The organism is Streptomyces stoeckheimensis, assembly GCF_045822005.1.
Classification (GTDB): Bacteria; Actinomycetota; Actinomycetes; order Streptomycetales; family Streptomycetaceae; genus Streptomyces; species Streptomyces stoeckheimensis.
Genome location: NZ_CP169550.1, coordinates 5,761,162 through 5,784,060, shown reverse-complemented (window position 1 = coordinate 5,784,060; position 22,899 = coordinate 5,761,162). Strand labels below are relative to the sequence as shown.

24 protein-coding genes and 1 tRNA gene are annotated in these 22,899 nt (G+C 72.4%); 14 read left to right on the top strand and 11 right to left on the bottom strand.

What is annotated here, in order from left to right; all coding sequences use genetic code 11:
* Positions 1-7 precede the first annotated feature (7 nt).
* The 3 genes from ACE1OC_RS26265 (at position 8) to ACE1OC_RS26255 (ending at position 3,360) form a co-directional block, all read left to right on the top strand.
* Positions 8-1,168 carry an acyl-CoA dehydrogenase family protein gene (locus tag ACE1OC_RS26265; RefSeq protein WP_250741300.1) on the top strand — a complete coding sequence of 387 codons (1,161 nt, stop codon included), beginning with the start codon at positions 8-10 and terminating at the stop codon, positions 1,166-1,168.
* A gap of 124 nt (positions 1,169-1,292) precedes the next feature.
* On the top strand, positions 1,293-2,327 hold the full coding sequence (locus ACE1OC_RS26260; RefSeq protein WP_407839073.1) for an ABC transporter substrate-binding protein: 1,035 nt from the start codon (positions 1,293-1,295) through the stop codon (positions 2,325-2,327).
* Between the two features lie 88 nt (positions 2,328-2,415).
* Complete coding sequence (locus ACE1OC_RS26255; protein WP_407839072.1) at positions 2,416-3,360, top strand: siderophore-interacting protein; 945 nt, start codon at positions 2,416-2,418, stop codon at positions 3,358-3,360.
* A 48-nt stretch (positions 3,361-3,408) separates the two neighbouring features.
* Here ACE1OC_RS26255 and ACE1OC_RS26250 read toward each other — a convergent pair whose 3' ends face one another.
* On the bottom strand, positions 3,409-5,004 hold the full coding sequence (locus ACE1OC_RS26250; protein ID WP_407839071.1) for a beta-N-acetylhexosaminidase: 1,596 nt from the start codon (positions 5,002-5,004) through the stop codon (positions 3,409-3,411).
* 52 nt (positions 5,005-5,056) lie between these two features.
* On the opposite strand from ACE1OC_RS26250, the gene ACE1OC_RS26245 reads away from it, so the two are divergent.
* The 3 genes from ACE1OC_RS26245 to glmS all read left to right on the top strand — a co-directional run bounded on the left by ACE1OC_RS26245 (position 5,057) and on the right by glmS (position 8,261).
* Entirely contained in the window at positions 5,057-5,983 is a 927-nt protein-coding gene (locus ACE1OC_RS26245; RefSeq protein WP_407839070.1) for a DUF4429 domain-containing protein, read from the top strand.
* Between the two features lie 107 nt (positions 5,984-6,090).
* The gene (locus ACE1OC_RS26240) at positions 6,091-6,366 is read left to right on the top strand and encodes a hypothetical protein (RefSeq protein WP_250741293.1); all 276 of its coding nucleotides are present in this window, start codon (positions 6,091-6,093) and stop codon (positions 6,364-6,366) included.
* Positions 6,367-6,443: 77 nt separating this feature from the next.
* A complete protein-coding gene (gene glmS, locus ACE1OC_RS26235) occupies positions 6,444-8,261 on the top strand; it encodes a glutamine--fructose-6-phosphate transaminase (isomerizing) (RefSeq protein ID WP_274553197.1) in 1,818 nt (605 codons plus the stop codon).
* Between the two features lie 63 nt (positions 8,262-8,324).
* Here glmS and ACE1OC_RS26230 read toward each other — a convergent pair whose 3' ends face one another.
* Positions 8,325-8,891: an acetate uptake transporter gene (locus ACE1OC_RS26230; protein ID WP_407839069.1), complete on the bottom strand. Its 567-nt coding sequence runs from the start codon at positions 8,889-8,891 to the stop codon at positions 8,325-8,327.
* A 99-nt stretch (positions 8,892-8,990) separates the two neighbouring features.
* Complete coding sequence (locus ACE1OC_RS26225; protein ID WP_214951587.1) at positions 8,991-9,521, bottom strand: universal stress protein; 531 nt, start codon at positions 9,519-9,521, stop codon at positions 8,991-8,993.
* 448 nt (positions 9,522-9,969) lie between these two features.
* Here ACE1OC_RS26225 and ACE1OC_RS26220 point away from each other — a divergent pair, with 448 nt between their 5' ends.
* The 4 genes from ACE1OC_RS26220 to ACE1OC_RS26205 all read left to right on the top strand — a co-directional run bounded on the left by ACE1OC_RS26220 (position 9,970) and on the right by ACE1OC_RS26205 (position 12,717).
* A complete protein-coding gene (locus ACE1OC_RS26220; protein WP_407839068.1) occupies positions 9,970-10,317 on the top strand; it encodes a hypothetical protein in 348 nt (115 codons plus the stop codon).
* Between the two features lie 376 nt (positions 10,318-10,693).
* The gene (locus ACE1OC_RS26215; RefSeq protein WP_250741288.1) at positions 10,694-11,863 is read left to right on the top strand and encodes a helix-turn-helix domain-containing protein; all 1,170 of its coding nucleotides are present in this window, start codon (positions 10,694-10,696) and stop codon (positions 11,861-11,863) included.
* Between the two features lie 82 nt (positions 11,864-11,945).
* A complete protein-coding gene (orn, locus tag ACE1OC_RS26210; RefSeq protein WP_250741286.1) occupies positions 11,946-12,548 on the top strand; it encodes an oligoribonuclease in 603 nt (200 codons plus the stop codon).
* Positions 12,549-12,644: 96 nt separating this feature from the next.
* Positions 12,645-12,717: transfer RNA gene (locus ACE1OC_RS26205), tRNA-His, on the top strand.
* Positions 12,718-12,782: 65 nt separating this feature from the next.
* Here ACE1OC_RS26205 and ACE1OC_RS26200 read toward each other — a convergent pair.
* Positions 12,783-13,634: an NAD(P)H-binding protein gene (locus ACE1OC_RS26200; RefSeq protein ID WP_407839067.1), complete on the bottom strand. Its 852-nt coding sequence runs from the start codon at positions 13,632-13,634 to the stop codon at positions 12,783-12,785.
* 102 nt (positions 13,635-13,736) lie between these two features.
* On the opposite strand from ACE1OC_RS26200, the gene ACE1OC_RS26195 reads away from it, so the two are divergent.
* Both ACE1OC_RS26195 and ACE1OC_RS26190 read left to right on the top strand, forming a co-directional pair.
* Positions 13,737-14,237, top strand: coding sequence for a MarR family winged helix-turn-helix transcriptional regulator (locus ACE1OC_RS26195; protein WP_407839066.1), 501 nt, complete (start codon positions 13,737-13,739; stop codon positions 14,235-14,237).
* 112 nt (positions 14,238-14,349) lie between these two features.
* Positions 14,350-15,723: an MFS transporter gene (locus ACE1OC_RS26190; RefSeq protein WP_407839065.1), complete on the top strand. Its 1,374-nt coding sequence runs from the start codon at positions 14,350-14,352 to the stop codon at positions 15,721-15,723.
* Here ACE1OC_RS26190 and ACE1OC_RS26185 read toward each other — a convergent pair.
* From ACE1OC_RS26185 to ACE1OC_RS26160, 6 genes are all read right to left on the bottom strand, one after another.
* Complete coding sequence (locus ACE1OC_RS26185; RefSeq protein WP_407839064.1) at positions 15,668-15,967, bottom strand: hypothetical protein; 300 nt, start codon at positions 15,965-15,967, stop codon at positions 15,668-15,670. The two genes, ACE1OC_RS26190 and ACE1OC_RS26185, sit on opposite strands and share 56 nt — an antisense overlap.
* Positions 15,968-16,046: 79 nt before the next feature.
* Positions 16,047-16,721: an NADPH-dependent F420 reductase gene (locus tag ACE1OC_RS26180; protein ID WP_407839063.1), complete on the bottom strand. Its 675-nt coding sequence runs from the start codon at positions 16,719-16,721 to the stop codon at positions 16,047-16,049.
* Positions 16,722-16,844: 123 nt separating this feature from the next.
* Positions 16,845-17,486 (bottom strand): disulfide bond formation protein B, encoded by a 642-nt coding sequence (locus ACE1OC_RS26175; RefSeq protein WP_407839062.1) that lies wholly within the window; start codon positions 17,484-17,486, stop codon positions 16,845-16,847.
* Positions 17,487-17,497: 11 nt separating this feature from the next.
* Positions 17,498-17,662 (bottom strand): DUF5993 family protein, encoded by a 165-nt coding sequence (locus ACE1OC_RS26170; protein ID WP_250741276.1) that lies wholly within the window; start codon positions 17,660-17,662, stop codon positions 17,498-17,500.
* 68 nt (positions 17,663-17,730) lie between these two features.
* Positions 17,731-19,104 carry a sensor histidine kinase gene (locus ACE1OC_RS26165; protein WP_407839061.1) on the bottom strand — a complete coding sequence of 458 codons (1,374 nt, stop codon included), beginning with the start codon at positions 19,102-19,104 and terminating at the stop codon, positions 17,731-17,733.
* A gap of 7 nt (positions 19,105-19,111) precedes the next feature.
* On the bottom strand, positions 19,112-19,801 hold the full coding sequence (locus tag ACE1OC_RS26160) for a response regulator transcription factor (protein ID WP_250741272.1): 690 nt from the start codon (positions 19,799-19,801) through the stop codon (positions 19,112-19,114).
* 79 nt (positions 19,802-19,880) lie between these two features.
* Between ACE1OC_RS26160 and ACE1OC_RS26155 the strand changes: the two genes are divergently transcribed.
* Complete coding sequence (locus tag ACE1OC_RS26155; RefSeq protein ID WP_407839060.1) at positions 19,881-20,417, top strand: hypothetical protein; 537 nt, start codon at positions 19,881-19,883, stop codon at positions 20,415-20,417.
* 41 nt (positions 20,418-20,458) lie between these two features.
* The gene (locus ACE1OC_RS26150; protein WP_407839059.1) at positions 20,459-21,970 is read left to right on the top strand and encodes a class I adenylate-forming enzyme family protein; all 1,512 of its coding nucleotides are present in this window, start codon (positions 20,459-20,461) and stop codon (positions 21,968-21,970) included.
* A gap of 10 nt (positions 21,971-21,980) precedes the next feature.
* Here ACE1OC_RS26150 and ACE1OC_RS26145 read toward each other — a convergent pair whose 3' ends face one another.
* Complete coding sequence (locus ACE1OC_RS26145) at positions 21,981-22,877, bottom strand: spermidine synthase (RefSeq protein WP_407839058.1); 897 nt, start codon at positions 22,875-22,877, stop codon at positions 21,981-21,983.
* Positions 22,878-22,899: the final 22 nt, after the last annotated feature.

Genomic DNA, 22,899 nt, shown 5'->3' with positions numbered 1-22,899 from the left:
GAAGACCATGGCCCTCGACCACCGGCTCACCCCCGAGCACGAGGAACTCCGCCGCACCGTAGAGGCGTTCGCGCACGATGTGGTGGCGCCCAAGATCGGCGATCTGTACGAGCGGCACGAGTTCCCGTACGAGATCGTCCGCGAGATGGGCCGCATGGGCCTGTTCGGCCTGCCCTTCCCGGAGGAGTACGGCGGCATGGGCGGCGACTACCTCGCCCTCGGCATCGCCCTGGAGGAGCTGGCCCGCGTCGACTCCTCGGTCGCCATCACCCTGGAGGCCGGCGTCTCGCTCGGCGCGATGCCCCTGTACCTCTTCGGCACCGAGGAGCAGAAGCAGCAGTGGCTGCCGCGGATGTGCTCCGGCGAGATCCTCGGCGCCTTCGGCCTGACCGAGCCCGGTGCGGGCAGCGACGCGGGCGGCACGCGCACGACCGCCGTCCGGGACGGCGACGAGTGGGTGATCAACGGCTCCAAGTGCTTCATCACCAACTCCGGTACGGACATCACCGGTCTGGTCACGGTGACCGCCGTCACGGGCCGCAAGGCGGACGGCCGCCCCGAGATCTCCTCGATCATCGTCCCCTCCGGGACCCCGGGCTTCACCGTGGCCGCCCCCTACTCCAAGGTCGGCTGGAACTCCTCGGACACCCGCGAGCTGTCCTTCGACGGCGTACGGGTCCCCCTGGCCAACCTGGTCGGCGAAGAGGGCCGCGGCTACGCCCAGTTCCTGCGGATCCTCGACGAGGGCCGCGTGGCCATCTCGGCGCTCGCGACGGGCCTGGCGCAGGGCTGCGTGGACGAGTCGGTGAAGTACGCCAAGGAGCGGCACGCCTTCGGCAAGGCGATCGGCGACAACCAGGCCATCCAGTTCAAGCTGGCGGACATGGAGATGCGCGCCCACATGGCGCGGATCGGCTGGCGCGACGCGGCCTCCCGGCTCGTGGCCGGGGAGCCCTTCAAGAAGGAGGCGGCCATCGCGAAGCTGTACTCCTCGACGGTGGCGGTCGACAACGCGCGCGACGCCACGCAGATCCACGGCGGCTACGGATTCATGAACGAGTACCCGGTGGCCCGCATGTGGCGCGACTCGAAGATCCTGGAGATCGGCGAGGGCACGAGCGAGGTGCAGCGCATGCTGATCGCCCGTGAGCTGGGGCTTTCGGGCTGACGGCACTCGGTGGTGCGGTACGGGGTCCTCCGCGAGGAGGGCCCTTTGTCGTTTTCAGCCAAGGTTAGGCTAACCTTCCTACCGAACGCCCGAGCCACCCAGTACGCACGAAAGTGGACACCCCATGCCCAAGTCCCGCTCCTCCCTCCTCACCCGCCGCGGCCTGATCGCGGCAGGCGGCGCCCTCGGCCTCGTGGCCGCGCTCACCGCCTGCGGCGGCAGCGACTCCGCGAAGGACGGTTCGGGCGACAAGGGCACGGGCGGCGCGGCGGCCTGGAGCTTCAAGGACGACATGGGCAAGGACGTCACCGCCAAGTCCACGCCGAAGAACATCGTCGCCTTCACCGGCACCGCGGCCGCGCTCTACGACTACGGGGTCGGCGTCAAGGGCGTGTTCGGCCCGACGAAGACCGCCGACGGCAAGGCCGACGTGCAGGCCGGCTCGATGGACGTCTCCAAGGTCGAGATCATCGGAAACGTCTACGACGAGTTCAACGTCGAGAAGTACGCCTCCCTGCAGCCCGACCTCCTGGTGACCAACACCTGGGAGAAGGACAGCTACTGGTACCTGCCGGAAGCCTCCAAGGACAAGATCCTGAAGCTGGCCCCGGCCGCCGCCATCGGCGTGGGCGGCGACGTCACGATGGACAAGGCCCTGGCCCGCACCGCGGACCTCGCCAAGTCCCTGGGCGCCGACCTGAACGACAAGAAGACCGTCGACGCCAAGGCCCGCTTCGAGGCCGCCTCCGCGAAGCTCCGCGAGGCCACCAAGGCGAACCCCGGCATCAAGGTGCTCGTCGGTTCCGGCGCCGCCGACCTGTTCTACGTCTCCACCCCGGCCACCTCCGCCGACCTGAAGTACTTCCAGTCCCTCGGCGTCGAGTTCGTCACCCCGGACAAGGTCGAGGGCGGCTTCTTCGAGAGCCTCAGCTGGGAGAACGCCGGCAAGTACCAGGCCGACGTGATCCTCCTCGACAACCGCACCGGCACCCTCCAGCCGGAGGAGCTGAAGGCCAAGCCGACCTGGGCCGAGATGCCGGCCGTCAAGGCCGGTCAGATCACCCCCCGCGTGACCGAGCCGATCTACTCCTACGAGAAGTGCGCGCAGATCGTCGAGGAGCTCACCAAGGCCGTCCAGAACGCCAAGAAGGTCAGCTGACCCCTGACCGTCCGGCCCCGGCGCCTCACCCAGGCGCCGGGGCCTTCTGCTTCGCCCGTCATCGCCGATCCCAGGGGGGACCCTCCGCATGACCGCCGCCAACGCCAACACCGCCGCGACCGCACCCGCACCCGCACCCGCACCCGCACCCGAGGCCGAGATCCCCCACTTCCGGTTCTTCGAGCTCGAAGTGCTCCGCACGCGCCGCCTCGGCCGCTCCTTCCTGCGGATCACCTTCGGCGGCGCGTCCCTCGCCGGCTTCCGCTCGGGCGGCTACGACCAGAGCCTGTCCCTCTTCCTGCCGCCCGCCGGCCGGGAGCACACGGTGCTGCCCTCCACGGGCGAGGACACCTGGTTCGCGGACTGGCGCGGAATGCCGGACGAGGAGCGCCCGGTCATGCGCTCGTACACGGTCCGCGAACAGCGCCGGACCTCCGGCGGCGTGGACGAGGTGGACATCGACTTCGTCCTGCACGGCACCTCCTCCCCCGCCTCCTCCTGGGCGGGCCGCGCGGTGACCGGCCGCCGGATCATGGCCATCGGTCCGGCCGTCGCGGAGAACAAGTCCGTACGTTTCCAGCCACCGGCCGCCACCGACGCCGTCCTGATGTACGCCGACGAGACCGCCCTGCCCGCGGCCTCCGCGATCCTGGACCGGCTCCCCGAGGGCACCCCGGTCAGGGCCTGGTTCGAGGTCCCGCACGAGGACGACCGGCTGTACCTGCCGACGTCCGCCGACGCGGACGTCACCTGGGTCGTACGGGAGCCGGGCGCCGGCCGGGAACGCACCGACCGGGTGCTGGAGGCGCTCCGCGCGGCCGAACGGCCCGCCGCCACGTCCCCGTACGCCTGGATCGCGGGCGAGTCCGCGACGATCCGCGCGGTCCGCAGGCACTTCGTCCAGGACTGCGGCATCGACCGCCGCGCGGTCCGCTTCACCGGCTACTGGCGCCTCGGCGCAACGGAGGACGACCTCCTCGCCGAGGCCTACGCAGGCCAGTCCCCCGACGAGGACCCGACGGCGGCACTCTGACCGGCCGCGCAGCACCGGCGCAGGGGGGTGCCGCGTTCCGGCAGGCCCTCACCGGCCCCACGGGACGTCCGGCGCCGGGTAGAAGGTGACGTCCTGGGCGTCCAGGCGCGGGCCCTGGGCCGACAGGCGTCGGGCGTACGAGGGCCAGTCGTGGGTGGTGGGCGGGGACCAGCCCAGTTCCGCCAGGCCCAGGACGCGGGGGAAGGCCATCAGTTCCCAGTCACCCCGCGTCGCGATGGTCTCCGTCCACAGCGGGGCCTCCACGCCGAGGACCGCCGACTCCGGGAGGCCCGGCAGGTAGGTTCCCGGGTCCCAGTCGTAGGCGCGGCGCACCGGCACGTACCCGGCCCAGGCCAGTCCCGGCTTCGTCTCCTTGTCGTACTTCATGTCCAGGTAGAGCCGGTCCGCCGGGGACAGGATCACCGGGCTGCCCGCCTTGGCCGCCGCGGTCACCGCCGCCTTCTCGGCCGCCGCCGTGCGGTCGTGGCCCCAGTACTGGAGCACCGCCCCCGGGGCGGGGCGGGCCGTCGCGAGCTGGTGCCAGGCCACCACCGTCTTGCCGTGCTTGGCCACGACCGCCTGGGCCCGGTCCATGAAGGCCGCGTAGTCCGCCGCGGGCGTGGAGTGGGCCTCGTCGCCGCCGATGTGCAGGTACTTGCCCGGGGTCAGCTCCGCGAGCTCCCCCAGCACCTGGTCGATGAACTCGTAGGTCCGCTCCTTGCCCACGCACAGCGAGCTGAAGCCGACCTTGATCCCGGTGTAGCGCTCGCGCGCCGTGCCGTCGCAGTTCAGCTCCGCGTAGGCGGCCTGCGCGGCGTTCACGTGGCCGGGCATGTCGATCTCCGGGACCACGTCCACGTACCGCTCCGAGGCGTACGCCACCAGGTCGCGGTACTCGTCCTTCGTCCAGTGCCCGCCGGGGCCGCCGCCGACCTCGCTCGCGCCGCCGTACTCCGCCAGCCGCGGCCAGGAGTCGATCGCGAGGCGCCAGCCCTGGTCGTCGGTCAGGTGCAGGTGCAGGGTGTTGACCTTGTACTGCGCGAGCTGGTCGACGTACCTCTTGACCTGCTCCACCGTGAAGAAGTGCCGGGCCACGTCCACCATCGCCCCCCGGTACGCGAAGCGCGGCGCGTCCGTGACCGTGCCGCCCGGCACCGTCCCCGGCCCGGACACCGGCAGGAGCTGGCGCAGCGTCTGGCCGGCGTGGAAGAGGCCCGCGGGCGTGCGGGCGGTGAGGGTGACCCCGCCGGGCCCGGACTCCAGCCGGTAGCCCTCCTCCCCCGCCCCCTCGGCCTCCCCGTCGATCCGCAGCCGGATCCCGTCGCCCTCCACGCCGTCGACCACGGGCAGCGGCAGCCCGCTGGGGCCGCGCAGCTGCTCGGCGAGGAGTTCGCCGACCCTGCGGACCTCCTCGTCGTCGGTGAGGCCCGTACGGATGACCGTGCCCGGACCGAAGGCGTACCCCGGCCCTTCGGCCCGGGCGGAGACGGGCGCCGGCAGGAGCCGTTCGTAGGGCGCGAGCGCGGCCGGGGGCTCGTCGCCCGGCCGGGCGTCGTCCCCCCTGGCGGCGCTGCTGCAGGAGGCGGCCGCGGGGACGGCGGCGAGGACGAGGAGGGCGGCGAGCACGCGTCGCGGGACTCTCATGCGCATAGGTATAGGCCAACCGGGCCCGTGGGGCCGATGCAAGAATCCAAGGATGGCGGAAATCATCCAGAAGGACGGCACATGGACCTTCGACGGGGACGCGGTGCGCATCGTGCCGGGCCGCGACAAGGGGGTGGGCCTGCTGCGCCAGACGCTGGGCGAGGTGCTCGTCCCGCTGCGCGCGCTGGCCGGGATCTCGTACGAACCGGGGCGCAAGGCGGGCCGGCTGCGCCTGCGTCTGCGTGACGGCGCCGACCCGCTGCTCCAGGTGACGGGCGGCCGGCTGCCGGAGGCCTCCGATCCGTACCGGCTGACCGTGGAGCCGGACCGCGGCGGGGTGGCGGAGTACTTCGTGGACGAGGTGCGCAACGCCCTGCTGCTGGACCGGGTGGACCCCGGGCCCGCCGACTCCTACCTCCTGCCGGGCCCGGCGGTGCCGATCACGGTCGGCGCGGGCGACGGGACGGCGGCCTTCGACGGGGACCGGGTGTCCCTGGAGTGGAACTGGACGACGGAGGAGGCGAAACGGTCCGGCGGGGCCCGGGAGTTCCGGGTCGCGGACCTGCGGTCGGTGGAGTGGGCCCCGTCCCGGGGGCTGGAGAACGGGTGGATCCGCTTCGCCCTGGCCGGCGCCGGCCAGAGCGCGGCGCCGAAGTACGACCCGTACACGGTGGAGCTGTTCGGCTTCAAGAAGGACCCCCTGATGGCGCTGGTCGCGGCGGCGGTCGCGGTGCGCATGCCGCACCCCGCGGCGCTCGCCTCCTCGCCGGAGCTCACGTCCGGGGCGGGCGCCCGGCCGGAACCGGAGCCGAAGCCCGCCGCGGCCGGAGCCCTGGCCGGATCCCCGACCGCAGCCCCTGCGGAGGACCACGACGCCCTGCTGCGCCGGCTGCGCGAGCTGGGGGAGCTGCATCAGGCGGGGATCCTCACGGCCGAGGAGTTCACGACGGCGAAAGCGGCGATTTTGGGTCGTTTCTGACCACCAAAGACCGGAATTCACCCTTCCTCTGGTCCAGACCAGCGCGATCCTGCCCGATTTCGGGCAGGATTTTTGCGTTCTGCCGCTCGTACCGCCAATATCGACGGATGCCCGACCGCCGCCCGTCGCACGAGGACCTCGTCGACCACTTGGTGCGCAGCACCTCGCTCCAGCGGGGCGAAGCCGCCCGAGTGGTGCTCGACGTCCTCGCGTACTTCGACGAGAGCACCGAGGAGTTCGTCCGTCGGCGCCACCGTGAGCTCCAGTCCGGGGGCGCGGTCAACGCGGACATCTTCGAGCGGATCGCGGCCGAACTGCCGCACCGCGCGGTCGCACCGCCGGAGCTCTCGCTCCGGCAACTGCGCCGCATCGTCTACGGCTGAGCATGACCCCGGCCACGCGCCGGGGCGCTGCAGGGGCAGCGGCAAGAGCAACCGAACTTCAGGAGGGGAAAGACCTTATGTGCGGAATCGTGGGTTACATCGGCAAGCGTGACGTGGCACCGCTGCTGCTGGAGGGCCTGCAGCGGCTGGAGTACCGCGGGTACGACTCCGCGGGCATCGTCGTCAACAGCCCGAAGGCCGCGGCCCTGAAGGTCGTCAAGGCCAAGGGCCGCGTACGCGAGCTGGAGTCCCGGGTACCCAAGCGCTTCGCCGGCACCACCGGCATCGCCCACACCCGCTGGGCCACCCACGGCGCCCCGAGCGACCTCAACTCCCACCCGCACCTGGACGCCGACAACAAGGTCGCCGTCGTCCACAACGGCATCGTCGACAACGCCTCCGAGCTGCGCGCCAAGCTGGAGGCCGACGGGGTCGTCTTCCTCTCGGAGACCGACACCGAGGTGCTCGTCCACCTCATCGCCCGCGCCCAGGCCGAAACCCTGGAAGAGAAGGTCCGCGAGGCGCTCAAGGTCGTCGAGGGCACCTACGGCATCGCCGTCATGCACGCCGACTTCCCCGACCGCATCGTCGTGGCCCGCAACGGCTCCCCGGTCGTCCTCGGCATCGGCGAGAAGGAGATGTTCGTCGCCTCGGACATCGCCGCGCTCGTCGCCCACACCCGCCAGATCGTCACCCTCGACGACGGCGAGATGGCGACCCTGAAGGCCGACGACTTCCGGACCTACACCACCTCCGGTACGACGACCACCGCCACGCCCGAGACCGTGGAGTGGGAGGCCGCCTCCTACGACATGGGCGGCCACGACACGTACATGCACAAGGAGATCTCCGAGCAGGCCGACGCGGTCGACCGCGTCCTGCGCGGCCGGATCGACGACCGCTTCAGCACCGTCCACCTGGGCGGCCTGAACCTGGACCCGCGCGAGGCGCGCGGCATCCGCCGGGTCAAGATCCTGGGCTGCGGCACCTCGTACCACGCCGGCATGATCGGCGCCGGCCTCATCGAGAGCCTGGCCCGCATCCCCGCCGACGCCGAGCCCGCCTCCGAGTTCCGCTACCGCAACCCGGTCGTGGACCCCGACACCCTCTACATCGCGGTCTCCCAGTCCGGTGAGACGTACGACGTGCTCGCGGCGGTGCAGGAGCTCAAGCGCAAGGGCGCCCGCGTCCTCGGCGTGGTCAACGTGGTCGGCTCCGCGATCGCCCGCGCCGCGGACGGCGGCGTGTACGTGCACGCCGGCCCCGAGGTCTGCGTCGTCTCCACCAAGTGCTTCACCAACACGGTCGTGGCCTTCGCGCTGCTCGCCGTGCACCTGGGCCGCATCCGCGACCTGTCCGTCACCGACGGCAAGCGGATCATCGACGGCCTGCGCAAGCTGCCCTCGCAGATCCAGGAGATCCTGGACGGCGAGGAGGACATCAAGAAGCTGGCCGCCGAGTACGCCGAGGCCAAGTCGATGATGTTCATCGGCCGCGTCCGGGGCTACCCGGTGGCCCTGGAGGCCTCCCTGAAGCTCAAGGAGATCTCCTACATCCACGCCGAGGCCTACCCGGCCTCCGAGCTCAAGCACGGTCCGCTCGCCCTCATCGAGCCCTCGCTCCCGACGGTCGCGATCGTCCCGGACGACGACCTGCTGGAGAAGAACCGCGCGGCGCTCGAGGAGATCAAGGCCCGCAGCGGCCGGATCCTCGCGGTCGCCCACACCAAGCAGGAGAAGGCCGACCACACGATCCTCGTGCCCAAGAACGAGGACGAGCTGGACCCGATCCTGATGGGCATCCCGCTGCAGCTGCTGGCGTACCACACCGCCCTCGCCATGGGCCGGGACATCGACAAGCCGCGCAACCTGGCGAAGTCCGTCACGGTCGAGTAGGTCTCGCACACGCAAAAGCCCCCGGGGATCCCCCGGGGGCTTTTCCGTGCGGTGCGTGAACCGTCAGCTCGCGGCGACCGCGCCGCGCGAGCCCTTCCCGAAGGCCATCGGCCAGCTCGCCAGCGCCGCGGTGGCCCCGTACCAGGCCAGCAGTCCGGAGAGGGCCGCCACCCAGCCGGCCGCCTTGGCCAGCCCGTCGTTCTCGGCGAAGGTGCCTATCGCCAGGAGCAGCAGGGAGAGGGTGAACAGGCCGTACACGCCCTGGCCGAACAGCCCGCTCGAGGCCGCGACGGTGAGGGTCAGTGCCAGCATGGCGAAGAGCACGAGGAACATTCCGGCCGCGTCTGCCGAAACCTTTCCGTCGGCCCCGTTGGCCCAGATGAACCAGAAGGTGCCGAGGCCCGCGAAGGCCGTGCCGTTGAAGCCGTTGCCGCCGCGGTATTCGAGGACTCCGAGGACGAACAGGGCGAGTCCGCCGAGGTACATCGCGAGCGACACGGAGTTGGCCGCGGTCACACCGTCGATGACGCCGGTGTTGCCGATACCGAATGCGAGAAGGGTGAGACCCAGGGCGATGTGCCCGAGGGTCGAAGTCGAGGCCGTGCTTCCCGCAGAGACACCATTGTCCACGGCGGGCTCCCTTCGATCTGCAGTTGTTTGCTGCGTCCCAGCAGCCTTTATCTACCCCTTACATGGGGGTGCACAACCGCACAATCGACATACAGTCGGTTACGGGATGACAACGACGGGTCGCTGCGCCCGCTTCGCCAGCCGGCCCGCCACCGATCCGAAGATCCGGCCGACGATCCCGTGCGTGGAGCCGACCACGATGGCGTCCGCCGAGTACTCCCGGCCGACCTCCTCCAGCTCGTGGCAGATGTCCCCGCCCCGCTCGACCAGGATCCACGGAACCTCGGACAGGTAGTCCGCGCAGGCCAGCTCCAGCCCCAGCACCTCGGTCCGGTGGTCCGGCACGTCCACGAAGACCGGCGGCTCGCAGCCGGCCCACACGGTGGTGGGCAGCCGGTTCGCGACGTGGACGATGATCAGACCGGAGCCGGAGCGACGGGCCATGCCGATCGCGTACGCGAGGGCGCGCTCGCTGGACGTGGATCCGTCGAAGCCCACCACGACCCCGTGCCGGAAGGCCGGGTCGCAGGGATGACGTGGTTGTTCCACCGCGCGCAGGTCGGCCGATTCTGGGTCGGCGAGGCGTTTGCGCTTGCGGTCCGCGGGTTCGGAGAATTCGTGACCGGCCATGGGTGTCTCGGCGAAGAGGTCCTCAGGGGAAGGGACAAGGGGGCGGGGCGCCAATAGGCGGAAGCGACGATTCAAGCGGGACGATTCCAGAAAACGACAACTCAGTGTGACCGAGCTCTGTCCGGGAAGCATCTTCCCAAGCCCATACCCACCAGGGTACGGCGACACTCCTGTGCTGCACAGGTCATGCCGCCCTTGGAGAGCGTCCCAGGGAGCATGCCGCAGCCACGCCGCCTTGGCAATGTCCGCTGCCCCCTACAGCCAGTGACGAGGTGCACCCCATCGGGTGGGCGCCACCCGTGCGCGCAGTGACCGAGCCGCGCCGCACGCCGTTGGACACGAGTCCGACCGTCCAGGAAGAGCCCGCAGGGAGCACGCCGTGCCCGGCCATCCGGTTCACCCCGTCCAGCCCGCTCAGTCGCCCGCTCAGCCGACGCAGTCCGTCCACATGCCAACCCCTCCCCTTCACTCGTCCGTGCAGGCCGCCCGGCGGCCCCACGAGGACCCCGCGGGTGACGTGGTGCGCTGGGCGGCCTTCAGCTGCCTGCTCGTCCCCGTGGTCCTCGTCGTCTACGGGACCTCCTTCGGCGGGGCCGCCGTCGCCACCCTCGGCCTGGCGGCCGTCACGGCGGCCTGCCGGGTGCTGCTGCGCCATTCCGAACAAGCGGAGCGGAATGGCGCCCGGGTCCTCTCGGAGGACCGATTGACGCCCGTGCACCGGGGCCGGCACTCGCGTGCCGGGACCGGAAGCCAGCGCGGATGTCAGGTTTCCGGCGGGATGTCCCCTCACGACTGACCGATTCGCACATCCACACCCGCATGTTTTCAGCCAACTTCCCGGCAGGTCGCCCCCCTTGCCGGAATGTCCCCCCACCCCCCTCACCATCAGCGACTACGGCGCCACAAGGGGTCTTTGACCCTACGAGTACTGGCCATGGCCGGACAGTGCGCTTTCCCCCCGGGTAGCGGAGTGGAACGCTTCCTGATCGAATGCTTTTCGCCAAGTTGCCAAGTCGACATAGCGCTGCGTGCTGAACTTGTCACGCCGACACCACGGGACGCAGTAGATTCGATCATGTATTTACGGCGGGGGAGCCACGTGCAAGGCCGAGGGGATACGTGCAGGTGCGACCAGACCAAGGAGTCGCGACACCCAAGGGGGGCTTAGCGCCATGAGCCAGGATTCCACCGCCGTCGTCGTTGACGGCAGGAAGCTCGCGGGGCGTCGCCGCAGGGAGATCGTCGCGGTGCTGCTCTTCAGCGGCGGACCGATCTTCGAGAGCTCCATTCCACTTTCCGTGTTCGGCATTGACCGGCAGGACGCGGGAGTTCCACGCTACCGACTGCTCGTGTGCGCCGGTGAAGACGGTCCGTTGCGGACCACCGGCGGACTCGAACTGACCGCGCCATACGGGTTGGAGGCGATCGCCCGGGCAGGCACGGTCGTCGTGCCCGCGTGGCGTTCCATCACCTCACCGCCGCCGCCGGAGGCGCTCGACGCGCTGCGTCTGGCGCACGAGGAGGGGGCCCGGATCGTCGGACTGTGCACGGGGGCATTCGTGCTCGCCGCCGCCGGTCTGCTGGACGGCCGGCCCGCGACGACGCACTGGATGTACGCACCGACGCTGGCCAAGCGCTACCCGTCCGTCCACGTCGATCCGCGCGAGCTGTTCGTCGACGACGGCGACGTGCTGACGTCCGCGGGCACCGCGGCCGGAATCGACCTGTGCCTGCACATCGTGCGCACGGACCACGGCAGCGAGGCGGCGGGTGCACTGGCCCGCAGGCTCGTCGTCCCGCCGCGCCGCACGGGTGGCCAGGAACGCTATCTCGACCGGTCGCTGCCGGAGGAGATCGGCGCCGACCCGCTGGCCGAGGTCGTCGCCTGGGCACTGGAACACCTCCACGAGCAATTCGACGTGGAGACGCTGGCGGCGCGCGCCTACATGAGCAGGCGCACGTTCGACCGGCGGTTCCGCTCGCTCACCGGCAGTGCGCCGCTGCAGTGGCTGATCACCCAGCGGGTGCTTCAGGCGCAGCGGCTGCTGGAGACCTCCGACTACTCGGTCGACGAGGTCGCCGGACGCTGCGGGTTCCGCTCGCCGGTCGCACTGCGCGGGCACTTCCGCCGCCAGCTGGGGTCCTCCCCGGCCGCCTACCGCTCCGCCTACCGGGCCCGCCGCCCGCAGGCGGACGTGGTCCAGGTGGCTCAGCTGTCGGAGTCGCCGGTCCCGCACCAGCGCACTCCGCAGCCGCAGCGTGCGGCCGCGGCGCTCGCCGCGGCCGGTCCCACGGTGACGGAGCTGTACGCCCCGGGCCGGGTGCTGCGCGAGCACGCGTAGCGAGGTCCCCGGAAGGTCCCCCGCATCAGTGGTCACCTCGGTGGTCACCGATGCGGGGGACCTTCCGCATAAGGTGGGGCGCATGAACGATCGCATGGTGTGGATCGACTGCGAGATGACCGGGCTCTCGTTGACGGACGACGCACTTATCGAGGTGGCCGCACTGGTCACCGACTCGGAGCTCAACGTGCTCGGCGAAGGCGTGGACATTGTGATCCGCCCGCCGGACGCGGCCCTGGAAACCATGCCCGACGTGGTGCGCGAGATGCACACGGCGTCCGGCCTGCTCGACGAGCTGGCCGGCGGGACCACCCTCGCGGACGCGGAGGCACAGGTCCTGGCCTACGTACGGGAACACGTGAAGGAACCCCGCAAGGCCCCGCTCTGCGGAAACACGGTCGGCACCGACCGCGGCTTCCTGCTGCGCGACATGGCAGCGCTGGAGGGCTACCTGCACTACCGGATCGTGGACGTGTCCTCGATCAAGGAGCTGGCACGCCGCTGGTACCCGCGCGCCTACTTCAACAGCCCGCCGAAGAACGGCAACCACCGGGCGCTCGCGGACATCAAGGAGTCCATCGCCGAGCTGCGCTACTACCGGGAGGCCGTCTTCGTGCCGCAGCCCGGTCCGGACTCGGACACGGCGCGCACCATCGCCGCCAAGCACGTGGTCCCCGGCGCCTGACACCCACCGGAGAGGGGTGCGGAACAAGGGGGGAGCGAGCACCCTCCCGGACCCTGTACCCTTTTCTTCGGCCGGTCGGTTTTCCGACCGGACATGGTGGGTGTAGCTCAGTTGGTAGAGCACCTGGTTGTGGTCCAGGTGGCCGCGGGTTCAAGTCCCGTCACTCACCCTGCACAAGGGCCCCGTTCCGCGAAAGCGGACCGGGGCCCTTTGCCATTCCCCGGGAAGACGGCCCTAGGACCGGAAGGCGTCCGCGTGGTCCGCGGACCAGGTCTCGAAGGTGCGCGGAGCGCGGCCCGTGAGCCGCTCGAGGTCATCGGTGAGGTCGACCGGGAGGCCGTCCGAGGCGGACCAGAAGTCGAGCAGTGCCTCCGCGTACGGGCCCGGTATGTAGCCGTCGACCTCGGACTTCCACTGCTCGCGCGAGACGGGCTCGAAGGGTATGGGGTGACCCACGGCCTCGCCCAGTAGGGCCAGCTGCGCGGCGAAGGTCAGCGTCCGCGGCCCGGTCAGGGTGTACGCGCGACCCCCGAGCGAGGGCTCGGTGAGGACCGCGAAGGCGGCTTCGGCGAGGTCGGTCTCGTGGACCGGGTCGCTGTACGCACCCGGGTACGGCAGGTGCACCGGGTGGCCCGATTTCATCGCCCAGGCCCAGCCGAGAGCATTGCTCGCGAAGGATCCGGGGCGCAGCAGGGTCGTGCGCAGCGGGGAGGCGAGGAGGGCCCGTTCCACCGCGAGGTGGGAGGCGGCGAGGGGGCTGTCTGCGGCGTCGGGGGCGAGGACCGAGGAGGAGGACAGGAGGACGACGTGGTCGACGCCGGCACTGACGGCCTCCTTCACGAAGGCGTCGATGGCGGCGGCCTCGGCGTAGAGGAAGACGGAGCGGACACCCGCGAGGGCTTCGGGGAAGGTCGCCGGATCGGTGAGGTCGCAGTGGACGGTGCCGGGTGTGTCCGGCTCGCGGGATGCGAGGCGGTGCGGGACGCCGTGGGCGGCGAGGAGCGACGAGAGGCCGCGGGCGACGGCGCCACGGCCACCGGTGACGAGAACCTTCGACGTGCTCGACGTGCTCGACATGTTCGACATGGCGGATTCCTGCTCTTCCTGCTCTAGACTGAATACGTGACACAGATTCCGTGTGACGCAATCTCTGCGCCACACAGACAAATTTGGACCACGGAGAAGCCGATGTCAACGGATTACGCTCGTTCGAGTGATGAGTGGACCCGCGCCGAGCTGCTCGCGCGCATCGTCACCGAGAGCCAGCGGCACTACGCCGACTACTCGCTCTTCAACCAGGCCCTGGCCGACCACGTCGGCCTGCACCCCACCGACATGCAGTGCGTCGCCCTCCTCGACATGGAGCCCGAACCGGTCAGCACCGGTGACATCGCCCGGCTCACCGGCCTGACCTCCGGCTCCGCCACGCGCCTGGTGGACCGCTTGGTCAAGGCCGGCATCGTCGAGCGGCACGCCGACCCGAACGACCGCCGCCGCTCCCTCGTCGCCCTCGCCCCCGCCGCCCGCGACCGGATCGGCGCCGCCTGGGAGACCCCGGGCCGCGCCTTCGGCGCCGTGCTGGCGAGCTACTCCGACACCGAACTCGCCGTCATCGCCGACTACCTGCACCGCGCCGCCGAGGTCGGCCGCGCCCAGGCGAAGCGGCTGACCTCGGGGGACAGCGGCTGACCACCCCGCACGGGCCCTACCGAACCGGCCGCTCCCGCGCTAGCCTCCCGCCCAACGGGCAACAGCGCGCGCCGGAGAAACGGGAGGGTCGGCGTGCGGCTGGAGGTTGTCCATGCCCACGCCGGCCCCCAAGCCCGCCCCCGTGCCCAAACCCATGCCCGCCCCCGCCCCCGCCGGCTTCCGCGGGGTGTTCGCCCTCGGCGGCCGCGCCCTCCCCGCCTACGGGTTCCTCGCCCGCCTCCCCGCCGCGCTGTGCCCCATCGGGACGCTCCTGCTCATCAACGAACGCGACGGCATCGGCGACGCCGGAACCATCGCCGCCGCCCTCTGGCTCGGCCAGGCCCTCGGCGGGCCGGTCATCGGCCGGCTCGCCGACCGGCGCGGCCACCGGCCCGTCCTGCTGGTCGCCTGCGCCGCGAACGCCGCCGTGCTCCTCGCCCTCGTCGCCGCCGTCCTCGGCGGGCTGCCGCTCGGCGCCCGGATCGCGCTCGCCGTCGCCGCGGGCCTCACGGCCGCGCAGGTCGGGCCGCTGGCCCGGGCCCGGTGGGCGCGGCTGGCCGGAGAGGACAAGGCCCTGGTCGGGGCGGCGCTCTCCTTCGACACCACCCTCGACGAGGTCGGCTTCATGGTGGGGCCCGCGCTGGCCGGGATCCTCGCGGTGACCGTCCACCCCGCCTCGGCGCTGCTCCTCGCGGCCGCCCTGGGCCTGGTGTTCGGGACGCTCTTCGCCCTGCATCCCACGGCGCCCGGGCCGACGGGACCAGGCGCCGCCGCGCGGGGCGACGTACGACTGTGGTCTCCGGGGCTCGCCCTGCTGTTCGTCGTGGCCGTCCTGCAGGGTGCCTCGTGGAGCGGCGCCAATACGGGGGTCAACGCGCTCGCCGTGGCCGTCGGCTCCCCCGGGGCCGCCGGGCTCGTGTGGGCCGGCATGGCCGTGACCAGCTCGGTGGCCGGCTTCGTGATCGTGACCCGGCCCGGAACGGCCGGCCTGACCGTCCGGCTGCGCAGGACCATCGCCGCCCAGGCACTGCTGACGCTGCCGCTGCTCGCCGTCTCCGGCCTGTGGGGCGCGGCCTTCGCCGTCGCCGGGATCGGGCTGGCGGTCGCCCCGCACCTGATCGCCCTGTTCGGCCTCGTGGAACGGGCCGGCCCCGCACGGCGGATGGGCGAGGCCATGACCCTGGCCGGCAGCGGTCTGATCATCGGCCAGGCGCTGGCCGCCGCCGTCTCCGGTCCGCTCGCCGCGGCCTACGGGTACCGGGCGGCCTTCGCCGTCTCGTGCGCGGCCGCGGCCGCCTCCGCGGTACTGGCGTGGGCGGCCGCCGACCGGGTCCTGGGGCCGGCCCTGGGGCCGATCCAGGATTCGGTCCCGGGGCCCGTCCAGGAGCCGGCCCCGGAGCCGGCCCCGGAGCCGGCCCGGGTGCCCGGCCTCAGCCCGCGCTCTTCATCGCCGCCAGCCCCTTCGCCAGGTCCTCGGCGTTCATGACGGGGCCGACCTCCAGCTCGGCGTTGAACTGCAGGAACAGGTCCTCCATCAGGGCCGGCATCCGGGAGCTGTCGTCGAGGTCGAAGACCATCCAGCAGGAGCGGACGCCCTCGTGGAGGCCGAAGTAGGCGGCCTCCGGCTTCACCGTGTCCATGAGCTTCTTCATGGCCGCCGGGAGGGCGCCGCTCTTGATGCCCTCGTTCGTCGCCGCCGTGTCCAAGTGGGCCCTGAGCATGACTCTCATGCGCGGCTCCTTTCGTCACGGCCACCCTGGGCTCGGGTGCGGGAGGCGGCAACATCTCCGCCTCCGTCCGGGCGCGGTGCTACTCCGTCCGGTTCGCACCCTGGATGTGGAAGTTGAAGTCCGTGTGCCCGAGGGTCCCCATCAGCCGGAGCCAGATCGGCAGCAGCATCTCCGTGCCGCGCGCCGTCTCGATGCCGCCCAGGTCGATGACGGTGTGCTCGCGCCAGTCGAAGGAGTACAGGAGTTCCCGTACGGCCTTCTTGGCCTCGGCGTCCTCACCCGAGAGGAAGACGGTGTGGTCGCCGGGGACCCGGGCCGGATCGACCATGACCTGGCAGTTCATCGTGTTCAGCGTCTTGACCACGCGCAGCCCCGGGAAGGTCCGCTGGATCAGCTCGCCCAGGCTGTCGCTGTCCACCGGTTCGAGCCCGGGCGGGAACCCGCGCGAGAAGTCCAGCGGGTTCGCGATGTCGATCAGGATCTTGCCGTCGAGGTGCGCGGCGTCGGCGTCCGTCAGGGCGGCCACGCTGACCTGCCCGCCCGTGGCGTTGACGAGCACCTCGCCGAGCCGCGCCGCCTCCGCGAAGGGCGCGAGGCCCGCCGCCGCGTGGGCCTGCTGCCACGTGGCGTACTCGGTCCGCTCGAGGGTGGCCGCGGGGTCCCGGGTGCCGATGACGACCTCGTGGCCGAGGGAGAGCAACCGGGCGGCCACCGTACGGCCGACGATCCCGGTGCCGAGGACTGCGTAGCGCATGACGGCGTCCCATCGCGTACGGAAGGAATCAGGAAAGGAACCCAGCAGAGGAGGAGGGCGGACCCACTCAAGCAGGTCGTACGGATTCCCGCGCGCGTGGCGTCGACTCCGCGCCAACCTCAGCTAGTCCAGGATCCCCACGTCGTAGAAGAACTGATAGCGCGTCGGGTCGTCCGGCAGGAACCAGTGGAAGCCCTCCTCCAGGAAGACGGCCACGAGGTTCACGGCGAGCACCAGCCCCAGGAACCACAGCGCGAGCATCCCCACCGTGCGGTACGCCCCCGGGTCCTGCGCCGGGACGGACCGGTCCGCGGTGGCGTGGGCGAAGGCCAGGACGATGCCCACGGCGACGACCGAGGCCTGGAAGAGGATCCACGCCCAGACGTAGAGGTGCAGGCCGAACACCTCGCTCCCGTACCCCTTGTCGCCCGGCAGGACGTGCAGCATCGTCTGCCGCCACGAGGCGAACGAGCCGGCGACCACGGCGACCAGGGACAGGCCCCAGCCCATCATGTAGTCGCGGCCGGTCACCGCCCCGCGCGTCAGCGCCGTCCGGACGATGTGGGCCGCCCCCATGGCCGCCAGCAGCATGAACATCCGCTGCACGATGCAGAGCGGGCAGGGGTACTCCCACAGCCCGAACTGGTAGAAGAGCCCGCCGCACACCACCCCCGTCCAGCCGATCGCGAAGGCGCACGCGAACCAGAACTGGACCCGGCCCAGCAGGCCGCCCTCCAGCGACGGCTCCGGGAGGAGGCTGGACATCGCGGCCACGGTCAGTAGCTCAAGGTGAGGGCGAGGCTGCTGGTGATGTGGTGCGCCATCAGCAGGATCACGGCGAGGAGCATGAGCCACCAGGCGCCGAGCACGACGAACCGCGGGGCGTCCCGGTACATCGCGATCAGCGTGGCGAGGAGGCCGCCGAAGATGAGGGTGTCCATGGCGCGGACCGTACCGACAGAGGGACATACCGGGCGCGCGGCGCGCCCCCGCCCGCCCCAGGGTTACGTCAGTTGCGTCGCCGCTTGCGTCGGCCGCGGCCGGTGCGGGCGGACTCGCCCCGCGCCCGCCCGTCCAGCGCGATCCACACCCGCACCTCGGTGCCGCCGAGCACCGAACGCCCCAGCCGCACGTCCCCGCCCGTCGACTCCGCGACCCGCCGGACGATGTCCAGCCCCAGGCCCGTGGACCCGTCGCGGCCCCCGTCGTTGCCGCGCCGCAGGGCCGCGTCCGGATCGGCGATGCCGCCCCCCGCGTCCGAGACGAGCACGATGACCGCGTCCCCCGCGTCGTGGACGTCCACCGCGAAGGGGGTGCCCTCGGGGGTGTGCCGGAACACGTTGCCGAGCATGGCGTCCAGCGCCGCGGCCAGCTCCGGCCGGGCCACGGGGATCCGTACCGTACGGTCGACCCCCGCGAGCCGCACCTCGCGGCCCTCGTCCTCCGCCAGCGCCGACCAGAACCCCATCCGGTCGCGGATCACCTCGGAGGCGTCGCAGCCGGCGCCCGGCCCCTGCGCGGCGGCCGGGCGCTGCTCGCGGGCGGTACGGATGATCGTGTCGACCTCCCGCTCCAGCTGCTCCACGGCCGCCCGGGTCTGCTCCGCGGCCGGACCGTCGCCGAGGGAGGCCGCGTTGAGCCGCAGCACGGTCAGCGGGGTCCGCAGCCGGTGCGAGAGGTCGGCGGCCAGCTCCCGCTCGTTGGCCAGGAGCTCCACCACCTGGTCCGCCATCGAGTTGAACGCGACGGCCGCCGAGCGGAGTTCCTTCGGCCCCTCCTCGGGGACCCGCGCCCCCAGCCGCCCCTCGCCCAGCCGGTGCGCGGCGTCCGCGAGCCGCTCGGCCGGCCGCACCAGACGGGCGCCGAGCCGGTCCGCGACCGCCACCGAGCCCACGATCAGGGCGAGGCCGACGCCCGCGAGGACCACCCAGGCGGTGGCGACGCCGTTGCTGACCTCGCTCTCCGGCACGTGGATCTCCACGACGGCGATGTCCCCGGAGCCGAGCGCCACGGGCTGGAGCAGCGCGAAGCCGCCGCCCGCAACCGGGGCCGTCGCGGCCCGCCCGATCCGCCGGACCTCGGAGACGGCGCGCTCGCCGGCCCAGCCGTCGCCGATGTCCACGCGCGGGTCGTCCCCGATGGCCGGCACGTGGACGGCCATCCGCCGGTCGGCGCCCATCTGCGTGGACTCCACGGCCTTGCGCAACTGCACCGGGTCGGTGGTGATGGACAGCGTCGGCCCGATGGTGGCGGCCTGCCGCTCGGCGTTGGAGAACGCCCGGTCGCTGGCCATCTCCTGGACGACCAGCCCCAGCGGTACGGCGAAGGCCACGACCACCATCACGGTGACCGCGAGGCACACCTTGACCAGGGCCCACCTCATCCGCGCATCACTGCGGCGGCTCCAGCTTGACCCCGACCCCCCGCAGCGTGTGCAGGTAGCGCGGACTGGCGGCGGTCTCGCCGAGCTTGCGCCGCAGCCACGACAGGTGGACGTCGATGGTCTGGTCGTCGCCGTACGACTGCTGCCAGACCTCGGCGAGCAGCTCCCGGCGGGCCACGACCACGCCCGGCCGCCCGGCCAGGAAGGCCAGCAGGTCGAACTCCCGCCGCGTGAGGTCCAGTACGGCCCCGTCCAGCTCGGCCTGCCGGCGCAGCGGGTCGATCGCGAGGCCGCCGACGCGCAGCACGCGGGAGGGAGGTTCGGCACCGGCGGCGGAACGGGCACGGCGCAGGACGGCGGCCATCCGGGCGGAGAGGTGCTCCACGGAGAAGGGTTTGGTCAGGTAGTCGTCGGCGCCGTCGTTGAGCAGCCGGACGATCTCCGCCTCGTCGTCGCGGGCGGTCGCGATGATGACGGGCACGTCGGTGATCCCGCGCAGCATCTTGAGCGCCTCGGCCCCGTCCAGGTCGGGCAGGCCGAGGTCGAGGATCACCACGTCGAAGCGGTTGTGGGCGACCTCGCGCAGCGCCTCCAGAGCGGTGCCGACGCTGCGCACCGTGTGCGAGGCCTCGGTCAGGTGCCGGATGAGGGCGGAACGTACGAACTGGTCGTCCTCGACCACGAGCACACTTGCCATGGCCCGCACCGTAGCCCATTCGGGGGATGCCGAGGGGTGGCGGGCCAGGTCTGGGACGGGTGGTGCAGTATGTCCCCCGATGCGAAGAGGACATGTCGGTAGAGCGGTCGGCCACGCGGGGGCGTGGCTGCTGGCGACCGGGGCGGCGGTGACGCTGTCGTGGTGGGGCGTGCACTCGGTCATGTCCGGTACCGCCTACGATCCGCCGCTCGCGCTGCCGTTGGCCGTGCAGCCCCTCTCCTCCTCCACCCACCGGGCGCAGCCGCCGGAGCCGACGCCCTCACCGGCGCCCTCGCCCTCCGCGTCCGCGTCCACCGCGCCGGCCTCTCCTTCCTCCTCCGCCAAGCCCTCCGCGCCGCCCACCCCCCAGCCGCGGCGGCAGGCGCCCCCGAGCGAGAACGTGAAGGCGTACAGCGTCTCGGGCGGCCGGGTCGTCTTCGATCTCGGCGCCACCTCCGCCGAGCTGGTCTCGGCGACCCCGCTCGCCGGCTGGCGGATGCAGGTCTGGAAGCAGCCGTCCTGGATCCGCGTCACCTTCACCCGTGACGGCCGGGAGGTGTCGGTGTTCTGCACCTGGCACGACCACCCGCCGCTGGTGGAGATCGTCGACCCGTAGGGCCCGTCCTGCGGATCGGGACCGCCGGATACCGTGGCGCCATGAGCACCGGCGCGCGCTACGTCACCGACCTGATCGACGCCTGCGAGCGGTACGCGGACCGCCCCGCCTTCGGTTCGGGGGCCTGGGTCCTGACCTACTCCGAGGTGCTGGACCGGACGTACCGGCTGGCGGGCGCCCTGGCCGACCTGGGGATCCGGCGCGGCTCCGGGCTGGCCTGCGTCACGGCCGGCAACCCGCCCGAGAGCCTGCTCGTACGGCTGGCCGCGCACGTGCTGGGGGCCCGGCTGACCCACGTGTGCGTCGGCCCCACGACCCACGGACTCGACCACCTGCTACGGGACTGCGCGCCCGCCCTGGTGGTCCACGACACCCCGGTGCCGCCGGGCCCGGGGGCCCGCACCGGCCTCGCCGCACTGCTGGAGTCGGCCTCCGCCCGGGAGGCCCTGCCCGTCGAGGTGGCGGCGCGCGACGAGGACGTGGCCCGGGTGACCTACACGGGCGGTACGACCGGCCGGCCGAAGGGGGTGGCCTCGACCTTCGCCGCGATGGCGGCCCGTACGGCCACCCGCACGGACGCCCCGGGCTCCGGCCCGCTCACCTTCGTGTCGACCGACTCCCTCTCCCAGCGCTCCGGCGGCCGGTGCCTGGAACAGCTGCGCGTCGGCGGCCGCTCCGAGATCCTGCACCCCTTCGGCACCCGGGAGTTCGCCGAGGCCTGCCGGCGGCTCGGGCCCGCGGCCACGTACCTGACGCCCTCGATGCTGTACCGGCTGCTCGACGACCCGGAGACCGCCGACGGCGTACCCGGCCTGGTACGGGTCTCCTACGGCGACTCCCCCGTCCACCCGGAACGGCTGCGCCGGGCCCTGACCCGGTGGGGTCCGGACGTGCGCTGGACCCAGGGCTACGGGATGAACGAGGCCGGGGTGCTCAGCCGGCTCTCCCCGGCCGACCACGACGCGGCGGCCACCGACCGACCCCACCTGCTCGGCTCCGTCGGCCGCCCGGCGCCCGGGGTGGAGGTCGAGGTGCGCGGGGCCGCGCCCGGGGCCACCGGCGAGGTGTGGGTGCGCTCCCCCATGGTCATGGCCGGCTACCGCAACCAGCCCGCCCTGACCGCCGAGGTCCTGCACGACGGCTGGCTGCGCACGGGTGACGTCGGGCATTTCGACGCCGACGGGTACCTGTACCTCGACGACCGGGTCAAGGACGTGGTCATGGTGCACGGGGCGAACATCTACTGCGGCCCGGTCGAGACGGCCCTGACCCGGCACCCCGCCGTGGCCCGGGCGGCCGTTGTCGGGCGGACGGACCCGCTCACCGGGGAGGCGGTGTGCGCCTTCCTCGTCGCGGCCCCCGGGCACGCCCCGACGGAGGAGGCGGCGGCCGAGGCGTGCGCACTGGTCGCGGCGGAGCTGGCGCCGGGGCAGCGGCCGACGGCGGTGTTCTGGCTGCCGGCGCTCCCGCTGACGGACCGCGGCAAGCCCGACAAGCGGCGCCTGCGGGAGCTGGCTGCGGCTTCTCAGGAGCAGGAGCAGGAGCCGAAGTAGGAGCCGCGGGTCAGCGGAAGACCGACGGCGGGGGCTCCGGCGAGGCCACCGCCGAGGCGTCCGAGACCGGGGCGGCTCCGCCCGCGAAGTCGATGAGGGCGCGGCCGTGTTCGACCCGGCCGGGGTGCGGGTCGCTCGCCACCCGGCGGGTGAACTCCGCGACCGGGAGCGCGCGGTCGGCGGCCACCAGCACGGCATTGCCGAAACGCTTCCCCCGCCACACCACGGGGTCGGCGGCCAGCGCCAGTTCCGCGAACCGGGACGCGGCCGTGGCGATCTGCCCCCGCAGATGGGAGAGCGGCGGACCGTCCGCGAGGTTCGCCACGTACCAGCCGCCCGGCGCCAGGGCCCGGCGTACGTCGTCCAGGAACTCGGCGCTCGTCAGGTGCGCCGGGGTGCGGGCCCCACTGAACACGTCGGCGATCACCAGGTCGGCCCAGCCGTCGGGGACCTTCGCCAGCCCGGCCCGGGCGTCGACCGCGCGGACCCGGACCCGGGCCTGCGGGTCCAGCGGCAGGTGTTCCCGTACGAAGGCCACGAGCCCGGCGTCGATCTCGACGATCTGCTGCGTCGAGCGGGGGCGGGAGGCGGCCGTGTAGCGGGCGAGGGTGAAGGCGCCGCCGCCGAGGTGGAGCACGTTCAGGGGCTGGCGTGCGGGGGCGAAGAGATCGATCAGGTGGCCGATCCGGCGCTGGTAGGAGAAGTCCAGGTGGCCGGGGTCGTCCAGGTCCACGTGGGACTGCGGGGCTCCGTCGATCAGCAGGGTCCAGGCGCGCGACCGCTCCCGGTCGGGCTCCAGCGCGGCGTGGCCGCCGTCGACCGGCCCGGCCGGCGCCTCGGCGGTCTCGCGCCCGCGCCGCTTGTCACTGCCCTTGTCGTTGCCCTTGCCCTTGCCCTTGCTCGCCACGCCCTCATTATGGCTGGTCAGG